General features: G+C 55.4%; 17 protein-coding genes. 9 read left to right on the forward strand and 8 right to left on the reverse strand.

What is annotated here, in order from left to right; genetic code table 11:
- The first annotated feature begins 34 nt into the window (after positions 1-34).
- Genes IPN69_04810 through IPN69_04820 form a run of 3 tightly spaced genes read left to right on the forward strand, consistent with a single transcriptional unit; the run spans position 35 to position 3,797 of the window.
- Complete coding sequence (locus tag IPN69_04810) at positions 35-1,294, forward strand: NAD(P)/FAD-dependent oxidoreductase (protein MBK8810035.1); 1,260 nt, start codon at positions 35-37, stop codon at positions 1,292-1,294.
- 15 nt (positions 1,295-1,309) lie between these two features.
- Complete coding sequence (locus IPN69_04815) at positions 1,310-2,209, forward strand: dihydrodipicolinate synthase family protein (protein ID MBK8810036.1); 900 nt, start codon at positions 1,310-1,312, stop codon at positions 2,207-2,209.
- Between the two features lie 34 nt (positions 2,210-2,243).
- Entirely contained in the window at positions 2,244-3,797 is a 1,554-nt protein-coding gene (locus IPN69_04820; protein ID MBK8810037.1) for an aldehyde dehydrogenase (NADP(+)), read from the forward strand.
- Between the two features lie 9 nt (positions 3,798-3,806).
- Here the strand turns inward: IPN69_04820 and IPN69_04825 are convergent, their stop codons facing one another.
- From IPN69_04825 to IPN69_04840, 4 genes are all read right to left on the reverse strand, one after another.
- Entirely contained in the window at positions 3,807-4,736 is a 930-nt protein-coding gene (locus tag IPN69_04825; protein MBK8810038.1) for a polysaccharide deacetylase family protein, read from the reverse strand.
- A gap of 63 nt (positions 4,737-4,799) precedes the next feature.
- Positions 4,800-5,210, reverse strand: coding sequence for a VOC family protein (locus tag IPN69_04830; GenBank protein ID MBK8810039.1), 411 nt, complete (start codon positions 5,208-5,210; stop codon positions 4,800-4,802).
- 23 nt (positions 5,211-5,233) lie between these two features.
- Positions 5,234-5,686, reverse strand: a complete 453-nt coding sequence (locus tag IPN69_04835) for a DinB family protein (protein ID MBK8810040.1) — start codon at positions 5,684-5,686, stop codon at positions 5,234-5,236.
- 435 nt (positions 5,687-6,121) lie between these two features.
- Positions 6,122-6,613 carry a DinB family protein gene (locus IPN69_04840; protein ID MBK8810041.1) on the reverse strand — a complete coding sequence of 164 codons (492 nt, stop codon included), beginning with the start codon at positions 6,611-6,613 and terminating at the stop codon, positions 6,122-6,124.
- 40 nt (positions 6,614-6,653) lie between these two features.
- On the opposite strand from IPN69_04840, the gene IPN69_04845 reads away from it, so the two are divergent.
- From IPN69_04845 to IPN69_04865, 5 genes are all read left to right on the forward strand, one after another.
- A complete protein-coding gene (locus IPN69_04845) occupies positions 6,654-7,901 on the forward strand; it encodes an SAM-dependent methyltransferase (GenBank protein ID MBK8810042.1) in 1,248 nt (415 codons plus the stop codon).
- A 78-nt stretch (positions 7,902-7,979) separates the two neighbouring features.
- On the forward strand, positions 7,980-8,186 hold the full coding sequence (gene rpmE, locus IPN69_04850) for a 50S ribosomal protein L31 (protein ID MBK8810043.1): 207 nt from the start codon (positions 7,980-7,982) through the stop codon (positions 8,184-8,186).
- 198 nt (positions 8,187-8,384) lie between these two features.
- Positions 8,385-9,503 (forward strand): DUF1385 domain-containing protein, encoded by a 1,119-nt coding sequence (locus tag IPN69_04855; GenBank protein MBK8810044.1) that lies wholly within the window; start codon positions 8,385-8,387, stop codon positions 9,501-9,503.
- Positions 9,504-9,594: 91 nt separating this feature from the next.
- On the forward strand, positions 9,595-10,671 hold the full coding sequence (prfA, locus tag IPN69_04860) for a peptide chain release factor 1 (protein ID MBK8810045.1): 1,077 nt from the start codon (positions 9,595-9,597) through the stop codon (positions 10,669-10,671).
- 109 nt (positions 10,672-10,780) lie between these two features.
- Positions 10,781-11,437: a histidine phosphatase family protein gene (locus tag IPN69_04865; GenBank protein ID MBK8810046.1), complete on the forward strand. Its 657-nt coding sequence runs from the start codon at positions 10,781-10,783 to the stop codon at positions 11,435-11,437.
- 220 nt (positions 11,438-11,657) lie between these two features.
- On the opposite strand, the gene IPN69_04870 is transcribed toward IPN69_04865, so the two are convergent.
- Positions 11,658-15,401, reverse strand: a complete 3,744-nt coding sequence (locus tag IPN69_04870) for a carboxypeptidase regulatory-like domain-containing protein (protein ID MBK8810047.1) — start codon at positions 15,399-15,401, stop codon at positions 11,658-11,660.
- A 29-nt stretch (positions 15,402-15,430) separates the two neighbouring features.
- On the opposite strand from IPN69_04870, the gene IPN69_04875 reads away from it, so the two are divergent.
- Positions 15,431-15,622, forward strand: a complete 192-nt coding sequence (locus IPN69_04875; protein ID MBK8810048.1) for a hypothetical protein — start codon at positions 15,431-15,433, stop codon at positions 15,620-15,622.
- On the opposite strand, the gene IPN69_04880 is transcribed toward IPN69_04875, so the two are convergent.
- From IPN69_04880 to IPN69_04890, 3 genes are read right to left on the reverse strand one after another with little or no spacing between them, the layout of a single operon-like run.
- Positions 15,616-16,545, reverse strand: coding sequence for an FAD-dependent oxidoreductase (locus IPN69_04880; GenBank protein MBK8810049.1), 930 nt, complete (start codon positions 16,543-16,545; stop codon positions 15,616-15,618). The two genes, IPN69_04875 and IPN69_04880, sit on opposite strands and share 7 nt — an antisense overlap.
- Before the next feature lie 56 nt (positions 16,546-16,601).
- Positions 16,602-17,483 carry an alpha/beta hydrolase gene (locus IPN69_04885; GenBank protein MBK8810050.1) on the reverse strand — a complete coding sequence of 294 codons (882 nt, stop codon included), beginning with the start codon at positions 17,481-17,483 and terminating at the stop codon, positions 16,602-16,604.
- Positions 17,484-17,493: 10 nt separating this feature from the next.
- Positions 17,494-19,290, reverse strand: a complete 1,797-nt coding sequence (locus IPN69_04890; protein ID MBK8810051.1) for a calcineurin — start codon at positions 19,288-19,290, stop codon at positions 17,494-17,496.
- Positions 19,291-20,966 lie beyond the last annotated feature (1,676 nt).

Here is a 20,966-nt window from a genome sequence, read left to right on the forward strand (position 1 = left end):
CCCCCCAAATCTGGCGCATTTCGCCGGCAATAAAATGACGCAACAGATCAAAACCGAGATCTTGATCGTCGGCGGCGGCGCGGCGGGACTTGCAGCGGCAGCCGCGGCGACCGGAAGACGCATCGCGATCGTCGATGACAATCCGCGGCTCGGCGGGCAGATCTGGCGTGCCGAACTTGGACGGATCAAGTCGCCCGAGGCATTGGAACTGATCGCGAGGATCGACCGAAACGATGTCGCGGTGATCAACAACGCGACGGTTTTCGGAAGATCGAATGACCGGACGCTGCTCGCCGAAACAAGTGACGGCATCGTCGAACTCGAGTTCGAAAAGCTGATCATCGCCACCGGCGCTCGCGAGCGATTTCTGCCGTTTCCCGGTTGGACACTGCCGAACGTCTTTGGCGCGGGAGGTTTACAGGCACTCGTCAAAGGTGGTCTGAACGTCGAAAACAAGAAAGTCGTCATCGCCGGCACCGGTCCGTTGCTGCTCGCCGTCGCCGACTATTTGAAATCCAAAGGCGCACGTGTGCTGATGATCGCGGAACAGGCGTCACGTGCGAATCTGATTCGATTCGGCCTCGGATTGTGGAGCCATCCCGGCAAGATCGCGCAGGCCTTTGCACTTAAGCGACGACTCGCGGGCGTGAAGATCAAGACCGGCTCCTGGATCGTCGCGGCCGAAGGGAACGAAAAGGTCGAATGCGTCCGGCTCAACGGAATCGCCGAACCGATCGCCTGCGACTATCTCGCATCGGGATTTCATCTTGTCGCGAACACTGAACTTGCGGCGATGCTTGGGTGCGAGATTGAAAACGATCTGGTGAAAGTCGACGAGTTTCAGCGAACTTCGCTGTCCGGCGTCTTTTGCGCCGGCGAACCGACCGGAATCGGCGGTGTCGAACTCGCACTGATCGAGGGCCGAATCGCCGGACTCGCAGCCGCGGAAAGGCTTGACGGCGCCCGGCGTTTGTTCGGTCAACGTTCCGGTTATCGTGAGTTCGCCGCATCGCTCGACCGATGTTTCGAGCTTCGGGAGGAGCTGAAAGGCCTGCCCGATGCCGAGACGATCGTCTGCCGGTGCGAAGATGTGAAACTCGCGGAACTCGAGGGATTTGTTGGTTTTCGCGATGCGAAATTGCAGACTCGATGCGGAATGGGGCCGTGTCAGGGTCGTGTGTGCGGCGCGGCGACACGCTTTCTTTTCGGTTGGAAGCCGGACGCGGTCCGCCCGCCGATCTATCCGGTGCGTGTCGAGAGTCTTTCGGCCCCGGAGATAAATGAACCGCAATAAAAAAAGGAGAATCAAATGAATTGGAAAGGCGTAATGCCCGCAATCACAACCTGCTTTGACGAGAAACTCGAAATCGATCACGATTTCACCGCGAGGCACGTCACGTGGCTGGTCGACAATGGTTGCACGGGCATCGTTTGCAACGGCAGTCTCGGCGAGGGCGCGGCGCTCTCACTGGAAGAAAAGTACGCGCTTTGGCGGACCTGTGTCGAAGCCGTCGGCTCACGCGTCCCGATCGTCGCCGCCATCGCGTCATATTCGACTGCGGATGCCGTCGTGCAGGCACGCGCGGCGGCCGAGAGCGGATGTTCCGCGTTGATGGTCTTGCCGCCGTATATCTACCGCGGCGACTGGCACGAGATGAAGTTTCACCTGTCCGAGATCTTCCGTGCGACATCGCTATCGTGTATGCTTTACAACAATCCGGTGGCGTACGGAACCGACTTTTTGCCCGAGCAGATCGCGGAGTTGGCCGGGGAATTCGCGAACCTGGACGCCGTCAAGGAATCGAGCACAGACGTCCGCCGGGTGACCGCGATCCGCGCGCTTATCGGCGACAGACTGGCGATCTTCGTCGGCGTCGACGATGCCATCGTTGAAGGGATCGACGCCGGGGCAACGGGCTGGATCGCCGGGCTCGTGAGCGCTTTTCCGAAAGAATCAGTCGATCTTTTCAATTTTGCGCTGAACGGCGAACGCGAAAAGGCGTTCGAACTCTATCGATGGTTCTTGCCGTTGCTGCGGCTCGACACGGTGCCGAAATTCGTCCAACTGATCAAACTGGTACAGGAAAAGGTCGGGATGGGCAGCGCCCGCGTCCGTCCGCCGCGATTGGAACTCGCCGGAATCGAGTTGGAACAGACGCTCGCGATCATCGACGAAGTGCTGAAGAATTCGCCCGGAACTTCGTCTTGAACTTTTGGACTTCCGGAAGCGGCAATTTGGAATTATGAAGTTAACTGGAAAATCAATCATCGGTTTCGGTCGCGGCGTTGATAGCGCGATAACGTTCACGGCTTTTGATCCATCCACCGGCGAGGCGGTCGGACCCGCGTTCCACTCGGCGGACATCGTTGAACTGAACCGCGCCTGCGAACTCGCTGGAGAAGCGCGGATCGCCTACGGACACGTTTCCGGCATCGAAAAGGCGCGCTTTCTGCGGGTGATCGCGGACAATATCGAAGCGCTTGGCGATACCTTGATCGAACGCGCATCGCTCGAAACCGGACTTCCGAACGCGAGATTCGTCGGCGAGCGCGGGCGCACCTGTTTTCAACTCCGGATGTTTGCCGATCTCGTCGAACGCGGCGATTGGGTCGATGCGCGGATCGACACGCCGGATCCCGACCGTCAGCCGCTGCCGAAGCCGGACGTGCGTTCGATGTTGCGGCCGCTCGGACCGGTCGCCGTCTTCTGCGCGAGTAATTTTCCGCTCGCCTATTCCGTCGCCGGCGGCGATACGGCATCGGCGCTCGCGGCCGGATGCCCGGTAATCGTCAACGCGAATTTCGCGCATCCCGGAACGGCGGAACTCGTCGGCACGGCCGTTTCGGCAGCGGTCAGGGAATGCGGATTGCCCGAAGGCGTTTTCAGTTTGATCTTTTCCAAGGGTTACGAGATCGGCCAGGCGTTGGTTAAGAACCCAAACGTCAAAGCGGTCGGATTTACCGGCTCACGGGCCGGCGGGCGGGCGTTGATGGATATCGCCGCCGCGCGATCCGAACCGATCCCGGTCTATACCGAAATGAGTTCGGTCAATCCGATCTTCATTCTGCCGAGCGCGATGCGCGAACGCTTTGAGGCGATGGCCGCCGGACTTCACACGTCGGTAACGACGGGCGCCGGACAATTCTGCACTAAACCCGGAATCGTCGTGATTCCGGAGATTGCCGAGACGATTCAGTTCAAGGGAAGATTCCGCGAATTGATCGAGAATACCGCAGCGCATCCGCTGCTGACCGCCGGCATTCGCGGCAACTTCGAACGACTCAGCGGCGAGCGCGAGATCGAAAAGCTATCCGCATCGCACGAGCGTTGTGGTTACGGAGTCGATGCTTCCGTTTTCGAGACCGACGCCGCGACGTTTCTCGCCGACAAACATCTCGCCGACGAGATTTTTGGTCCGACGACTTTGCTCGTCGAATCCTCGGAACGCGAAGAAATGTTGCGCATCGCACGTGAATTGGAAGGCCAGTTGACGGCGACGATCCACGGCACGCCCGACGATCTTCTCGAATTCGCCGATCTGATCGGGATTTTGGAAACCAAGGCCGGACGCCTGATCTTCAACGGCTATCCGACCGGCGTCGAGGTCGGACCGGCAATGGTTCACGGCGGCCCCTATCCTGCGACGTCCGACTCGCGAACGAGCGCCGTCGGCACACGTGCGATCGATCGCTTCTGCCGGTACGTTTGCTATCAGAACTTTCCGAATTCATCGCTTGCCGATGAGTTAAAGGACGAGAATCCACTTGGTATCAAGAGATTGGTGGATGGCCGTTAGAAGTTCAAACTATTCCGAATCGAAACCCGATAGTTTCAACACAAATTCCGGGACCCGCGGTTCGTCTGGAACAATGTCGTCCTTTCCCTTGTCGAGCGCCCAGCGGTGGAGCCACGAGATTCCATTGCGTTTGACGAAATTGTCGGGCAATTTGTAAGCGTTGTCCTTCAGAGCATCGTCGAGCGTTACGAATCGGTAACTGCGCTTCCTGATCGCCTTCGCGAGATCATCCAAATAATCCGAATTGATACGGTTCGCGTGAATCAGAAGGATTTGCTTGATCTCCCGGCCGAGCGTCTTGACCGATTGCCGTTCGAAATAGTCGAGCTTCGAAACGAGATATGGAACATACGCGGCGCCGATCTTTTTCATCGACGCTTTGTCGCTTTTGTCGAACGCATTGTCGTAGGCGCGCGCAAAGATCCAGTCGGCGTTGTCGAGCGTCACCGGCGCGATCGTGTAACCATGTTCGCGAAGGAATTCCCCGAGGTCGCGTTTGATTTCCAGACTCAGACCGGTCCAAAGATAAGGATGGCGAAAGAACGTGATCTTGGAGCCATTCGCATCAAGCAGTTCCTTGGTAATGACCTCGCCTTTCAGAATGTCGGCTTCGTACGCATCGAGCGGGTTATCGTGAAGGCTCATATGCGAATACGTATGGTTTCCGAGTTCGAGCCCGGCTTTGAGCCACATTCGAAGCAGGTCGACCTGCATTTCGTCGCGCTTGCCATCGGTGTAAAGTTTGCCTTCGTTGACGAACCCGATCGCCGGAATCTTTGCTTTCGTGACGTGACCAAGCAGTTTTCTCGTTATCTCGCGGCGGGTTTCGATATCGGATCGGGTCGAAACGACCGGAAGATCGTCGATCGTGACGGCGATCTCGCGCGTCTGCGCGGAGATCGAGATCGAGAGAATAAGCGCGACAAAAAGTGATCTCATAGTTTCGATACTGACGAAAGCTGAATTAGCGATGGGGATCAAAAGTCCGGTTTGACGCTTACATCACTTCGCGAAAACCTGCGAAAAATCCGCGAACGCTTTGAATTCCAACGCGTTGCCCGACGGATCGAGAAAAAACATCGTTGCCTGTTCGCCGACTTCACCTTTGAAACGGATCTTTGGTTCGATGACGAATTCGACGCCTTTCGATTGCAGCTTCGCAGCCAGGTTTTCCCATTCTTCCATCGGAAGAACGATTCCAAAATGCGGCACCGGGACGTGATCCCGGTCCACTTCGTTGCAATGCACGCCGCCCGAATTCGGCGCAAGGTGTGCGACTATTTGATGACCGTAGAGGTTGAAGTCGATCCATTCATTCGAGCTTCGTCCTTCCTCGCAGTCGAGAACGCCGCCGTAAAACTCACGCGCCTCGGCCAGATCGCGTACGGGGAATGCCAAATGAAACAGGTTCATATCAGTTATCGAACTTCGACGGTCTAATCTTTCAGCAACTGCCGGATCGCGCCGAGATGGTATGCCGTATGCGCGAGCATACTCATCGCCATTCCGACCTTGTCTTCACTCCAATCTTCATTTTCGGCGATAAGCCGCAGCGTTTCTTCATATGAATGCCGGACCGAGCCGCGAAGCGCGGTCCACTCGTCCTCGTTCACGGTTTCGATTAGCCAACTTTGTTCCCATTTCACGGGTTCGGTGCGGCCGTTGATGAACTCGCGCAGCCGGTCCAGATAGAATTTGGCGTGTTCCGTCTGAGCTGCGGCCGTCGTGCCTTTGACGACACGTGAGACCTGTTCGGCGGATGCCGCGGCAAGCGTCGGGAAAATCCCGATCCCACGGTCGAGATACGCGCTCGATTGGCCTTCGGGCGACCCCTCGAATGTCTCGCGCAGCAGATACGCGAGCGATCGCAAGAAAAATTCTTTATTCATAACATTTTAGGGAACTGAGAACTCGGAACTGAGAACTGAGTTGTGAGAAATGAGAAATGAGAACTGAGAACTGAGAACTGAGAACCCAATACGACTCAACCAGACAACCATTCTCCGTTCTCACTTCTCACTTCTCCGTTCTCCGTTCTCACTTCTCACTTCTCACTTCTCACTTCTCACTTCTCATTTCTCATTTCTCACTTCTCCGTTCTCACTTCTCCGTTCTCCGTTCTCCATTCTCCGTTCTCCGTTCTCCATTCTCCGTTCTCCGTTCTCCATTCTCCGTTCTCCGTTCTCACTTCTCACTTCTCCGTTCTCCGTTCTCACTTCTCACTTCTCCGTTCTCCGTTCTCCGTTCTCCGTTCTCCGTTTTCAGTTATCAGTTATCAGTTATCAGTTATCAGTTATCAGTTATCAGTTCTCCATTCTCCGTTCTCACCTCTCAGTTCTCATTTTCCCGTGCATTTTCAACATCTGACGAATCGCGCTGAGGTGGTACGCTGTATGAGTCAGAATGCCGAGCGCGCCGGAGATCTTGTGAACATCCCAGGTTTCGACGTCGTTAAATGTGTCGATGACCGCCTGATACGCCTTGTGCAGTTTCCCTCGGAGCGTATTCCATTCCTTTTTCGTTACCGAACTTGTTCCCCAACTCTCCTTCCAGTTAACAATCTCGAAGTTCTCGTTGAGATAGTTATTGAGAAAGTCGATATAGAATCTGAGATGTTCGCAATGCGCCGCGATAGTCGTTCCATTCTCGGTGAACGATCGCGAAGCAGTTTCGGCATCTACGGTTTCGAGCGTCGAAAACAACGATGTTTCCTTGTCCAGATACATCGTGCCGTGATCGGTCTCGGTTCCCTCGAAAGTCTCTTTGACCAATGCGAGCATCGAATTCAAAAAGTCATTTTGGTTGATTGTCTTCATCGGTTTCTCGTATGATTCGTTCTTGGTAGCATTGATCCAAATGATTGAAAACGTCGAGAAATTCATCGCCGAATTTGCCAAAAGCCTGCACGAAGAGAAGTTCGTGAAATTGACTCTAGGTAATTATCGGGGCGCGGACGAGCACCTTCAGAAACTGCTCATTCGAACGATCGAAACACGCAAAGGCGCGCGTCTCTTTTTCCTCTATCGTTATGATACACGCGACACCGCGAAAAATCACGATTTCACGGATGGCGTTAAGCTGGTCCGGGAAATGCTTGGAAACGAGTTCCTCGGCGGTCACCTTTTCACTACTGAACACGACTTTCAGCTCGACGTCGGAAAGTCGGGGAAATCGCGACTAAACGTTGCGAAACCGACTTTCAAGGCAAAACCGAAACTTGATCACGACCGCGAAAAGAAGCGTTACGTCAATGTCGGCGGTTTCTACTTGCGCGCGCTCGGGATCACGACCGACAAGGGGGAGGTCCGCGATAAACAACACGACAAATGGAAGCAGATCAATCGGTTTGTTGAAACCCTCGAATCGTTCGTCGAAAAGTCCGGCCTGAAGGATCGCAAAACGCTCCGGATCGTCGATATGGGCTGCGGAAAGGGATATTTGACCTTCGCGGCGTATGATTATTTTCGAAACATCCGCGGGCTCGATGTGACGGTCATCGGAGTCGACACCAAGACGCAGTTGGTTGAACTCTGCAACGACATCGCGCGCGGCTCCGAGTTCGAAGGGCTCGAATTCGTCAACGGCCGGATCGGAGATTACGATCTGAAGGATGTCGATATCCTGATCGCCCTCCACGCTTGCGACACGGCGACCGACGACGCGATCTTCCAGGGCATCAAGGCCGGCGCCGAGTTGATCGTCGTCGCGCCCTGCTGTCATCAGGAGATCCGACCGCAGATCAAAGCGCCCGCAATGCTAAAGGACATCCTCAAACACGGCGTTATTCTGGAGCGCGAGGCCGAATCCATCACCGACGGGATGCGCTCGATGCTCCTCGAGCGTTCGGGTTATTCGACGCGCATCTTCGAATTCATATCGACCGAACACACGCCGAAGAACAATATGATCGTCGGCACGAAGGTGACCGTCACCGCCGGCGCCGAACGTTTAGATGACGAGATTCGGAAGTTGAAGGAGTTCTACGGAATCTCCGAGCAGCGGCTCGAAGCACTGTTGGACGAGATGGCAAACCAAACCGCACGTGCCAACGATCCGACAGACACAGAAATCACAAATCCGAATACGGAAACCGTGCAAACTTGACGAATCGTCAGTCTCGCCCATATTATTAGGGATTGCGTTTTGAACGCCATCTTAAAAACTGGGAGACCATTTGAAAAAATGAAACCTGAAATTCATCCGAACTACAAAGAAATTTCCGTGACTTGCGCGTGCGGCAACAACTTCAAGACCCGCTCGACGCTCAAAGACGAACTGCACATCGAAATCTGCTCGGAGTGCCACCCGTTCTTTACTGGCAAACAGAAGCTGGTCGACACGGCCGGACGCGTTGATCGCTTTAACAAGCGTTATGCGCGCAGCAAGTAAATTGAGTCTGATCAACCGTCAATACTAGCAAAGAAGAATCTGACGCCGACGCTTTTTCGCGCCGTTCGCTCGTGGTGTAAACTCTGGAGCAACGGAAAGAAGAATCGAGGCGTCATTTTCATTTGGGATTGGCGATTTTGGATTTTCGATTTGCCGCGAACTTTGGATTTCCTAATGGCATCGTAATTTAACTGATTTATGAGAAAGTTTCTGCATTTATTCCTGTCGATTGAGAAAGACCTGATCGTTGGCGGTCAGGCGGTGATGGAAGGCGTGATGATGCGCACGCCGTCAGCGTACGCGATCGCGTGCCGGCGCGCGGACGGAACCATCGTCACGACGGCTGAAAGACTGCCGCGCTGGAGCGACAAGTATAAATGGATGAACATCCCGGTTCTGAGGGGCGGCGCGACGCTGATTCAATCGATGGCGCTCGGCATCAAGGCGCTGAATTTCTCGGCGAAGATCTTCGAAGAGGACCTCGAAGCCAAAGAGAAGGCGAAGAAAACGGGTTTTGAGACGATTCCTATTCTAGTTGACGGCACGACCGACGAGGACTTTCTCAAGGCGAAGGCAAAGGTCGTGATGCCGAAAAAGTCAAAAGACAAGAAGGCGTCGCAGTCGGCCGGGGCGGTCGGTTCGATCATCTTCGCGCTGGCGTTCAACATCGCGTTGTTTATAGTCGCACCGCTCGTGCTGACGAATCTGCTGTTTATGTGGCTCGGCTGGGCGCCATTGCCGACGATCGCGGCAGATGCAAGCTGGCTTGAATTCATCAAGGCCTACGTTTGGAAGATCAAACTCGATTCGTTTGGCGGATGGGTCGGCTTCAACCTTATCGACGGTCTGATCCGGATGTTGTTTTTCATCATAATGATCTTCTCGATGTCGTTCCTGAAGGACATCCGAAGAGTTTTCGAATATCACGGCGCCGAGCATAAAACGGTTTTCAATTGGGAATCCGGATTAGATCTCTCGGTCGATAACGCCCGTCCGCAGCGCCGGCAGCATCCGCGCTGCGGAACCTCGTTCCTGATGGTCGTGATGCTCGTCGCGATCGTTCTTTTCTCGGTCATCAATTTCGAGGCGATGTGGTTGAACCTGATCGTTCGAATCGCCTTGATGCCGCTCGTCGCCGGTCTCTCTTATGAAGTGATTCGCTATGCCGCGAAGAAAGAATCCGGCGCGATCTTCAAATTGATGACGCTGCCGGGGCTTTGGCTGCAGAACATTACGACGCAGGAACCGGATGACGATCAACTCGAAGTCGCGATCGTTTCGCTGAACGAGTCACTCAGATTGGAACCGCAGAACTAGTTCGGAGTCCGCTTTCAGGCGGCAATTCCTTTAGCGAACATCGACTTAAGCTACTGAAGGGGCCGCCTGAAGGCGGAACTCCCAAGAAAAAATGTTAGAAAAACTTGCACAGATCGAAAAGAACTACGAAGAGATCACCGAGCAGCTTTCGGCGCCGGACGTCACTTCCGATATCGCCGCCTACACGACGCTGATGAAACAGCATCGGTCACTCGGCGAGATAGTCGAAAAATACCGCGAGGTCAGAAAGATGACCGAAGGGCTTGCGGGCGCGCGCGAACTTTTTGAACTGGCCGACGACGATGAAATGCGGGAAATGGCTCAGACGGAGATTTCCGAGATCGAGGCGAAACTGCCGAAAGCCGAAGAGGAATTGAAGTTTTTGCTCTTGCCAAAGGACCCGAACGACGAGAAAAACGTCATCGTCGAGATTCGCGCCGGCACCGGCGGCGACGAGGCAACGCTTTTTGCGGCCGAAGTCCTGCGGATGTACGCACGCTATGCCGAACGGCAGGGCTGGAAATTCGAGATTCTCGAGGCTTCGGAAACCGGTGTCGGCGGGATCAAGGAAGCCTCGGCCGTGATCGAAGGCGACAAGGTCTATTCGAAAATGCGTTACGAATCGGGAGTCCATCGCGTCCAGCGCGTTCCGGCGACGGAAACCGCAGGCCGCGTGCACACGTCGGCGATCACGGTCGCTGTCCTTCCGGAAGCCGAGGAAGTCGACGTCCAGGTCGATCCGAAAGATCTTCGCGTCGATTATTTCTGCTCGAGCGGTCCCGGCGGCCAATCTGTCAACACAACCTATTCGGCCGTTCGCCTGACCCATTTGCCGACCAACGTCGTGGTTTCGATGCAGGACGAAAAATCGCAGATCAAGAATAAGGAAAAGGCGATGCGAATCCTGCGGGCGCGTCTCCAGGAACTCGAAGAGCAGAAACAGCACGAAGCACTTTCGGCCGAACGCAAGTCAATGGTCGGCAGCGGCGACCGCTCCGAAAAGATCCGGACCTATAATTTCAAGGAAAACCGCGTTTCGGACCATCGCATCGGCCTTACGGTCTATCAACTCGACCTCGTGATGGAAGGCGCCCTCGACGAGTTCATCAACGGCCTGACGACGCATTACCAAACGGAGAAGCTCAAGGCCGAAGTAAAGGCAGCCTGACAATTCTCGATTTTGGATTTTAGATTTTGGATTTGGGAATCCGGATTTCTAAACAAATCACGCGTCAAGTCGCTTGAGACAATCCAAAATTGCCGATCCAAGATCCAAAATGCGAGTGACCCGACTTTATCTGATCCGCCACGGACAATCCGCGGGAAACGCCGAAGGACGTTTCGGCGGACATTCGGCGACCCCTTTGTCGGAACTCGGGTTTCACCAGGCAAAGACGACGGCCGAAGCGCTCGCGCGGGAACGTATCGACGCGATCTACTCAAGCGATCTTCTGCGCGCCGTGCAGACGGCAAAGCCGCTGTCCGACCTGCTCAGCCTTCCGATCATACAAACTCCCGCCTTTCGGGAACGACACGTCGGAATCCTTGAAGGGTTGACGTTTGACGAGTCGAAAGAGCGTCATCCGGACGACTATTACGCGCTCGTCAATCGAAACATCAACCACATCATCACCAAGGGCGAGAGCTATCGGCAATTGCTTCGGCGCGTCAACGGCGAGCTTCAAAACATCGTCGACGACCATAAAGGCGAACGGGTCGCGATCTTTTCGCACACCGGCGCAATCTGCTATATGACGCTGCAGATGATCGGCGCGATCAATCGCTTTACCAAACAGACTCCCTGGCTCGTGACCTCGAACTGCGGCATCAACCGATTCGAGATCCGCGGCAGAAACAACATCCGCGTCCTCGCCCTCAACGATACGAAACATCTGCATCAGGCAACCGGGAACGACGCTTTCGCCGCCCGTTAGCGCAATGGAGATCCGGTCGGCATCGTGGCTCCAATCCGGAATTCTCTTTTCTGCGAAACATCGCCAAAAGCGCGAACAACCGCACTTCTCATCCTGTTTTTCGCATATTTCGCGGGAAGTTCCTTCCATTGCGTAATAGTGTTGAACGTTTCTCCAAAACAAAAAAAGGGCTGAAGCAATTTGCTTCAGCCCGAAAAACAGATCCGAGGATCCGCAAATTCTAGAACGAATAACGCAGACCAAACTGCATTCGGCGCGGCTGGCCCTGAATATCCGTGAAGATCTTGCCGAACTCCGAGCTGGGTTCGGTAATCTCCGGATCCTGGCCGAGACCGAGCGAACCGCGTGTCACGTTCGTCGTCTGGAAGTACTGCGTGTTGGTGATGTTGAAAACTTCCCAACGGAACTGCAGCTTGTGACCTTCCCAGGGCATATTGAACGACTTCGAAAGTCCCATATCCATCGCTGAATAGCCGGGATCGCGAAGAACGTTGCGGTCGCCGGTTTCGCCCGGACGGGCATTTCTGAACGACTGGTACGCACCGATCGGGTCGCTGAAGATATTGCCCGTCGAACGGACAACCGTTCCGTTGACCGGACGAACGCGAACACCGTTCGACTGGACGTTCCAGTTCGTCGCCCACTGTGCCGAGTCAAACGGCGTTTGGGTCGGCAAACCGGTGTTCCAACGGAAAATACCCGAAAGCTGCCAACCGCCGAGGAAGGCATCGGCCACCGAGTTCATATTGCTGAAGAACTGACGCCCCTTGCCGAACGGCATTTCGAGAATGAAGTTGGCATTGACAACGTGACGCACGTCGAAATCGGACAACGAGTAGTTATCGTCCGGACGGAGCGGATTCAGAATGAACGCCGAACCATACGTTCCGGCCGTCTGCAGACCAGACGCATTGTCGAACGACTTCGAAAACGTGTAGTTGACGTCGTAGCTCAACGTATTGCCGAGGCGCTGGCGGAACGAAAGCGATCCGCCGTGATAGTCCGACTTGGCAACGGTGCTGAACGCCGAAAACGCCGCATACTGCGGATGGAAGAAATGGTTCCTCCAAAGATTCGTGCCGTTCGGGTCGTCGTCAATCAAGAGCTGAACGTAGGTCCAGTCCAAAATATCGAACCAGTCACGCGCAACAAGAGCGTAAACTTCCTGCGTCGACGTGAAAGCCTCGCCGGTATAGGCACCGCCGAGTCCCGGGAACAAACGTTCGAAATACGGGATCGGAGCAACGTTCTCGATCGGCGTGTTCGCCGCGCGAAGATCGTGCAGTCTGCCGGCGGCCGTGTACCAGTCCATACCCGAAACGCGGTCAACCAGGTTGTTGAGCGCCATAATGTCGCGGGTCGCCAAGAGGTTCTTGGCTTTGCGGCCGGTGTAGGTCGCCTCAACGTACATACCCTTCGGAAGCTGACGACCGTACGTGAAGCTCCAGGTATAGTGCTGCGGTGAAACCAGCGTTTGATCGAGTGACGATTCAATGCGCTGATCTTCGTCCGCCGGCGTCAGGAAGCGGTTCGGAGCCGAAATGTTCGGCAGCGTCCGAATTGACTGGCCGAAGTTCGTGAACCTCGGTGCCGGATTCGTGGTCACGTTGTACGTGTTCGCCGCGATCGAATCCGAAGTCGTGAAGCCGAGCGTCGTCAGCCCGTCGAACGTAACGGCCAACTGCTGACCGAAATAGTCGTTGGTCATCGCGAAGCCGCCGCGGAACGTCGCTTCGTTCTCACCACCGAAGATCGCCTTCAGGATCTTGTTCTTGAAGTTCGGCGACCAAGCTGCCGCAACACGCGGCTGCCAGTTGTTCCAGTCCATACTGTAAAAGCCCGGAGCGTTGTTCTTCGGTCCGCCGAGTTCGAACTGAATAAGCTCGTTGAACGCGGTCCCGGCCGCCGCGCTGGCAGCACGACGTTCGAAGTAGTCGCCAAGGCGTTGGTTCGGAACGACCTGTAAACCGTCCTTCTCATAAACCGGACGGCTAAGTGCGTAGCGAATACCCATCGTCAGCGTCAGGTTGCGGAACGGCTTCCAGATATCCTGGAAATAGGAGTCGTATTCCTCGGTGGCAAAGTTGCGGACGATCGATGTTCCGGTCGGGAGAATGTTGCCCGAGATATCGTAGTTGAAGTTGCCATTGTATTGGGAGAATCTTCCGATCAACGCCGAAACGGCGTTTTGAACGGACGTCCGGGACGATGCAGGCACCGTGAAACCCGCGGCGGTTATCGGACGATCGAGAACACGACCCGATGACTCATAAAATGACGGGTTCGCGGTCGCGAAATCGTATGCACTCGCCAGGCTCTCCCGTTTGTTGCTGATCAATCGGACGTTGCCGCCGAATTGAAACGTATGCTGGCCCGCGATCCACGTAAAGTCGTCGGTGAAATTCTGAAGTTCCGTGATGCGGCTCAAAGCGTTGCTGAAAGCCTTAGGTTGGAACACAAAACGGAAAGTGATCCCGTTTTCGGTCGAATCGCCGCCAGACGTAAACGCCTGACGCGTAAAGCCGTATCGGAAATTGTTCACCTTGTGGTTATTGATGGTCCAGTTGTGGCTGGCCCCAAAGCCGGTCGGATGGCTCCAGAACTCCGGCGAGATCGTGTCCGGCAAATACCGCGCCTGCAAGGACGAATCCTGCTGGTAATTGGCACGGAATGCCAGCGACTGATTTTCGCTGATGTTCCAGTCGAAGCGCGCAATATGCGTATTCAGATCGACCGGTGCCGGAGCGTTGAAGCGATAGCCGCCGGTGTTGAGTTCGTCGCCGACCGAATTGTCGTTTACCGGGTACTTTCTCGCCGCGTCCGCCAAAACCGCGATCGACGCAGGGTTCATAAGCACGACCGGGAAGATCGCGTCGAGTTGCGCTCTCGTGAGCGTCACCAGCGCGCCGGTGCTTCCGATGAACTTCAATTCGCCGCGTCCAAGGCTCGCCGTCGGAACGGTGCGCACGACCGAGATCGACTGGCGTTCGCGATAGGCTTCGTACGAATAGAAGAAGAAAAGCTTGTCTTTGAGGATCGGGCCGCCGATCGCGCCGCCGAAAATGTTTCTCTTCAGGTTCGGACGCGGAACCCTTTCGTCGCCCGCAACTGCCGTACCGTTCTGTACGGCGAAGTCGGCCGAAGTGTAACGGCCGGCCGCATTGTTGAAGAAATTGTTGGCCGATCCGAGTTCCGGACGGTGGAATTCGAAGAGCGCCCCGCGCCATTTGTTCGTGCCGCCGCGGGTAATGAGCGAGATCTGAGCGCCTGACGAACGGCCCTGATTTGCATTCGGGTTGGTCGTCGTGATGCGGAACTCTTCGATCGACTCCGCCGTGATGCGAAGAATCGACGAGAATGCCGCGCCGGTCTGCTGATCGTTGACGTCGATGCCGTCAAGCGTGATATTCGCCTGGTCGCTGCGGCCGCCGGAAACATAACCTTCCTTGGTTACGCCGGGCTGCAGGCTGAGCAGGTCGGGGATGTTGCGCGAGTCGGTCGGCAACTGCTGGATCTGTTGGGCGACAAAGTTGTTGCCAACCGTCGCATCCTGCGTATTGATGACCGATTCAATGTCGCCGCCGGTCACATCGACAACCGCCGAAACCTCACCCGGCTCGAGTGAAATATTCACCGCGATGGTCGAGTCAACCGATGCTTTGACCTCTCGCTTGATCACTTTCTTGAACTTCGCCGCTTCGACCTCGATCGTGTAAGTGCCGGGAAGGATCGAAGAAAAAGCGTAGACACCGTCACTATTGGTCGTGACAGTTCGCGAAAATCCGGTGTCGGGATTCGTCAGTTTGACAGTCGCCCCCGGAACGGCCGCGCCGACCTGGTCCGTGACGGCGCCGTTGATGCTCGTCGTTCCCGACTGAGCGCTGACGCTGATGGCCATCAGAACGGCGAGAGTCAATGCGGTTAGAGCCGCGAATGACCGTTTGATAAAGTTGCTCCTAATCATAGTGCCTCCTTGAGATTTGAATATGGACAATGGCTGATGCAAATATGACAATTATGCGGAAACGCATTTTGCGTTCCACGGCACCCGGTGGCGAAAAAGTCAACAAAATCCAAACAAAAGCGGATGTCCGACGAGAACGTAAAAAGAAAAAATTTGAAACTTTGTATGAAATTCAAATTTTCGGGCGAAATCGCTGTCGAATTATAACTGCAAATTACTGATTAATCCAACAAAAAATTGACTTTACAGCGGTCGCGCCGGCGCCCACCGCGGAGCTTATCGTCGGGGCTGCGGGATTGGCGCAATCGCCGATCGCGTAAACGCCAGTCTCCGAGGTTCGGCCTTCGGAATCGACGCAAATGTAGCCCGCCGGATCCGTGTTGATCTGACCCTTAATGAGTTCCGTGTTGGGTTCGACCCCGATCCGAATGAGAACCGCGTCAGCGGCCACGGCCTCTGTCCGACCGTCGCGAAGACCGCGCAAACACACCGATTCGACGACTTCCGTGCCGACGATGCGTTCGACTACCGTATCGGTCAACATACGAACATTCGGAAGCCGGAGCGCGGGAGCCAGGAATTCGTCGCGCGCACTGAAATTCGATCGGCGATGGACGAGCGTCACGGTTGCCGCATTCGCCGCCAGTATATGGACGTTTTCGAGCGCTGCGTCGCCGCCGCCGATGATCACGACGTGCTTGCCCCGGACGGCTTCGGCATTCCGCTTGCCTGAGTCGATGACACCGCGCCCGGCGAACTCCGCCTCGCCATCGACTCCCAAACGCCTCCGTCGTACGCCGGTCGCGAGAATCAATGCGCGGCCATTCACTTCGTCCCCATTCGCCAATGTTGCCGCGCGGCGGGCCGCGTCGATCGCACCAACGCCGGCTCCGGTTCGGATCGACAGGTTTCGCCCGGCGAGTTGGCGCAGAAAGATATCGCGCATTTCGCGGCCGTTTTCAGCCTCGATCCCGAGATGATTTTTGATCGGATTGTAGGTTTCGAGGAGTTGTCCGCCGGGTTCGCCCGAACGCTCGAGAACGATCGCCGAAAGTCCGAGTTCGTCGGCCCACATCGTCGCCGACAGACCAGCCGGTCCGCCGCCGATGATGACGATGTCGAATTGTACGTTTTTGGTTGACATAGACGGTCGCCTCATTGTCAATCAAATTGATCGGGTGACGCAAGACGCGACGCACCTCACGGCAGTTCGGCGAGACCGCGGGCGATCGCGAGATAGACGTCTTTGACGCGTTTCTCATAGCTCGCTCTTTGATTCGCATAACCTGCACCAAGAAGTGGGCTTACGGCTTCCTGCCAGTCCCACCAGCCAACCTGGTTGAGATGATCTGCCGGAATCGGAAACTCGTTTCGCCTAATCGGTTTTCTCTGTCCGCCTGATCCTGCGAGTTCGCTTTTCCACCGCTGCGACCGCGCCGAGACCAGTCCGTCGTTCGCACCGTCAAGCGCTCTAATCGCAAACCACGAAGGAAGCAGCGGAAGGAACACGTTTCGGCTCTTCTGCGAGCTCGCGAATGTTTGATAGAAAACGGCATTTTCGGCTTCGGCGTCTTCCGCCCGACGGTTGAATTCATCGCACGCCCCGGTCGTCAGATCACGAAAACCGTCGAGGTCGATATTGACCGCTTTTTCGAGGGCTTCGATGAGCATCGTTCCGCCGTTCGCAATTACTTGATCGGCGAGGACAGTTCCGAGATGCGGTGTCCCGATCGTCGTCAAACTCGCCACGCGCCCGGCCATTTCGAGATCGACGATCATTCGCCGCGCGTCGAGCCCGCCCATACTGTGCGCGATGATGTGGACTTTTTCGGCGCCGGTCCGATCGATGACACCGTCGACCCGCAGTTTCAGTTGTTCGGAACGAAGCTCCAATGATCCGGCGAAATCGACATTGGTGTTGAAAACCTCATTGAATCCGTGGTCGTTCAGGTAGGTTCTGATGTTTCGAAAGTACTGAAACTGATCGTCAAGCGGATTAGGCGGCAGACCGATCTCGGCGGCGAGCAGTTCACGAAGTATGTCGAAGCGCGCAATTCCGTGGGCTAGGATTATAGGGAACATATAGATCTCCTCAGCTGATCTTGATCGGGGTTTCGATCAATTCGGGCTCGAACGGCGTTGCCGGCCGGCACTTCTCGCCGTCGTCGATCCATTTTCGCGGCACACGTTCTATCTTGAATGGATAAATCGTGAGTCCGCCTTCGCGGTCGATATGAAGCCGCAGAAAATTCTTGAAATCCTGGATCTTGAGCGCCGAAAACGCCTCGTTGTCGTGGCGGCCGAATATATGGAGCGAGACGAAAAGATAGATTCCCATCAGCAACGATCCGATGAAATAACCGCCGACCGCGCCGACACCGACAACCGAAGCAAACCAACAAAGATTCGCCCGGGTCGCGTGAGCAGCGCGATACGCCACATAACCTCCGGGCGTCGTGCCCATAAATTTCAACGCCAGAAAAAAGGCGAGCCAGCCGAGAATGAACGCCGCTGTCAGATGCGCGAGCGCGTGCTGGAATCCGCCGATCCATTTTTGAAACCGGGAATTCGAATCCGTAAAGAAGATCAGTCCGCCGATCAGAAGCACGACCAGGAGCAACGAAAGTGGCTCTTCGACCAGACGGTCGATGGTCGCGCGGAAGAGCGTCGTCCAATCGAACGCGCCGCGCGCATCGCCGTGAATCAGAAGCGCCAGGATCGGATAGACGATCGCCGTGAAAATTCCGAAGGTTTTGTTTCGCCAACCGAAGCCAAAGAGGTTGAACCAATCAAGTCCCCTCGATGTCGCGGCGTCCGGATACTCCTTTTCGAGCGTGAAGTCGTTTTCCGACTTTTCCTTTCCGGCAAACGCGGCATCGAAATCGAAATCGTGGGTCGGATGAAGAAAAGCGCCGCCGCCGCCCGCCGTGATCTTCTGCGTCCGCTCGCCGTCTTCGGATTCGAACCGGCGGTAATGATGAAGGTCGCCGGCAAGATAGAGCCGGATCTTCGGAGGATCGTCGGGATGGATCTTGGTTGACGTCAGCGTCCTTTCGAGGCGTTCGAGAGTTTCCTCTTTCTTCTGGAAGAAATCGGTCATGTTCCGGTACTTCAAGGCCTTGACCCAAAACGGCTCGGGCACACAGAGAATGATCCGGTCCCCCGCTTCGAATTTTGCCGCGATCGACTCGAAGTATTGAAGCTGGCGGACGTCGAGATTATGCGAAAGCTGGAGATCCGCGCCGATCAACCACCATTTTCCCGGAAGTTTCAAAGCAAAATAACTGCGCTTCTGACGTGTTACCCAGGCATTCGCAAATCTCCGGCAATTAAACAGATGAGTGCAGAAGATCTTGTAAAACGACACCAGACTGTCGTACCAATCGTGGTTTCCGGGAAGCGCAAAGACGTGCGGTTCGACTCTTAAATCGGCGTTCGGGCCAAACTCGGCGGCAGGATCCCCGACGGACGCAAAGGCCGTACGATATGGATTCGTGAGGCGGTTCTCATACTCTTCGGACGTCGCCGTCGGATAAACCTGATCGCCGCCGAAAATCAAGACTTCACCCCGCGGGAGAGTCTCGTCGTCAACACTCAGGCTTTTTTGCGCCAACGAATAGGCGACCGCGTAGGTCGGATTCCAACCGTCGCCGACGTCGGCCACATAATCGATCCAGATCTCGTTTCGCAGATCGGTCGTTTCCTCGAATTCCCCGACGGTGGTGCGTTTGAGAAGAACCGAGTAGTCAAAGAACTTTCCGTAAGACGACGGCGCATTCACCAACCGCGGATCCGCGTTCTCGCCGATAATCGTCGAAAATGCCGTCTTCTTGGCCGTCCGAAGCAGTTGCATCGGGTTATACCATTCGACCATTCGCGCTTTTGCCATAGATGGATGTCTCCAGCAATCCTCATATACTGAATGCGTTTCCGACACGAAACCTGTCAATTGTCGATCGAATTCTTGGGAGAATCGCCGTGAATGATGGGTTTTGCGAACCGTTGATCCGCAGTTCGAGAATACCACTCTTTGTCAATCAGTCGGTGTCAATAATTGTCACTTGCGCACTTTATTGTTATTCCATTATGCTTTCCAGATTTTTTTTCGCCGCCTAATTCGAACAAATACATAGACTTAGCTGGTTCAATGAAAAAGGCGGGCGCGTGGCACTCATATTGCTCTCGGAGGAGGATTGTAACTGCGCCCTCTGCGTCGTTTCCCCAAAAAGTAATCCGAAATTTCAACTTCAGCTTAGACGCTTCATTGCCAAACATATGAGACTAGAATTCGAATCAAACACGTCCGCGTTCCCACTCGTTGAAACCGATACCGTCAACGAATTCGCGCCGTCCGAAGGCGAACAAATTCTCCGCGCCGGAGTCAAGGCTGCCCAGGAAGGCCGCCGTTCCGAGGCCAAAGCGCTGCTAATGCGCGTTACGGAGGTCGAACCGGAGAATGAGAACGCTTGGCTTTGGCTGGCGTCGATAAGCGAGTATCCGGAAGAACTGCTCGTCTTCCTGAACAATGTTTTGCGGGTCAACCCGGAAAACGCGCGAGCTATCGAATGGAAGAAAGCAACCAAATCGCTGCTTGCAAAGACGCTTGTTCAGCGCGGCGTTGACGCTTCGAAAGAGGACCGTAAGCACTTCGCCCGGCAGTGCTTCGAACAGGCCATCGATCACGATTCCGAAAACGAACTTGCGTGGCTATGGCTCGCATCGGTTGTCGAATCGGAAAGCGAGAAAGCGCAGATATTCGAAAAGGTCCTGAGTATAAATCCCGAAAACGAAACGGCGCTCGAATCCGTGCGCTCGTTCCACGCGGAGCGCGCCGCCGAGGTTCTTCGCGAGGCGGTTCGCGAAGCGATCGAGGGTCATCACTCCGCCGCACAACAGATGCTGGCCATCGTCCTCGACGAAAACGACTCACTCGAAGACGCGTGGGTCTTGAAGGCACATCTCGCGACTTCATTTGAGGAACGCGCCGAGAGCCTGCTTAAGATCAGGACTCTCAACCCCGAAAACGAAATGGCCCGCGCGTGTCTCGCCTCGTGGCGATCGATGGTCGAAAACTCGGATACGAGCAAGTTCTCGGACGTGGAATCGGATGCGCCGGAGACTTTTCTGGCACGCGAGGAATGCCCGCAGGCGGAAGTCGATGCAAGTGAAAACGTCGAACAGTTCGACGACGCGCATACGTCATTTGAGAATGGCCTCGACAGTGAACCAGAAGAAGTTTCGGAGAGTTTCGGTGCAGTTGAAGAATATGCGGCGCCTGACAGTCCGACCCAGGATCTGAACTCGATCCCGAGTTTCGTTTATCAACCGGTCGAATCGCTTGACGATGAATCGAACGATTCGAAGAGTGAGGATAAGGGTTTTGCAATCGCGGGCCCCGACTTCGAAAACGGACTCGCGGCCGAGATCGAAGCTGAAGAAACTGAAATGAGCGCAGCGTTCGACGCTTTGCTCCGCACATCGTCACCTGACCGGGAATCTGCGGCCGACGTCGCAGTTAACCCCGACAGCGGCTTCGATTCGTACTCCGACGACCAAGCGATGCAG

The organism is Acidobacteriota bacterium (assembly GCA_016715115.1).
Taxonomy (GTDB): Bacteria; Acidobacteriota; Blastocatellia; order Pyrinomonadales; family Pyrinomonadaceae; genus JAFDVJ01.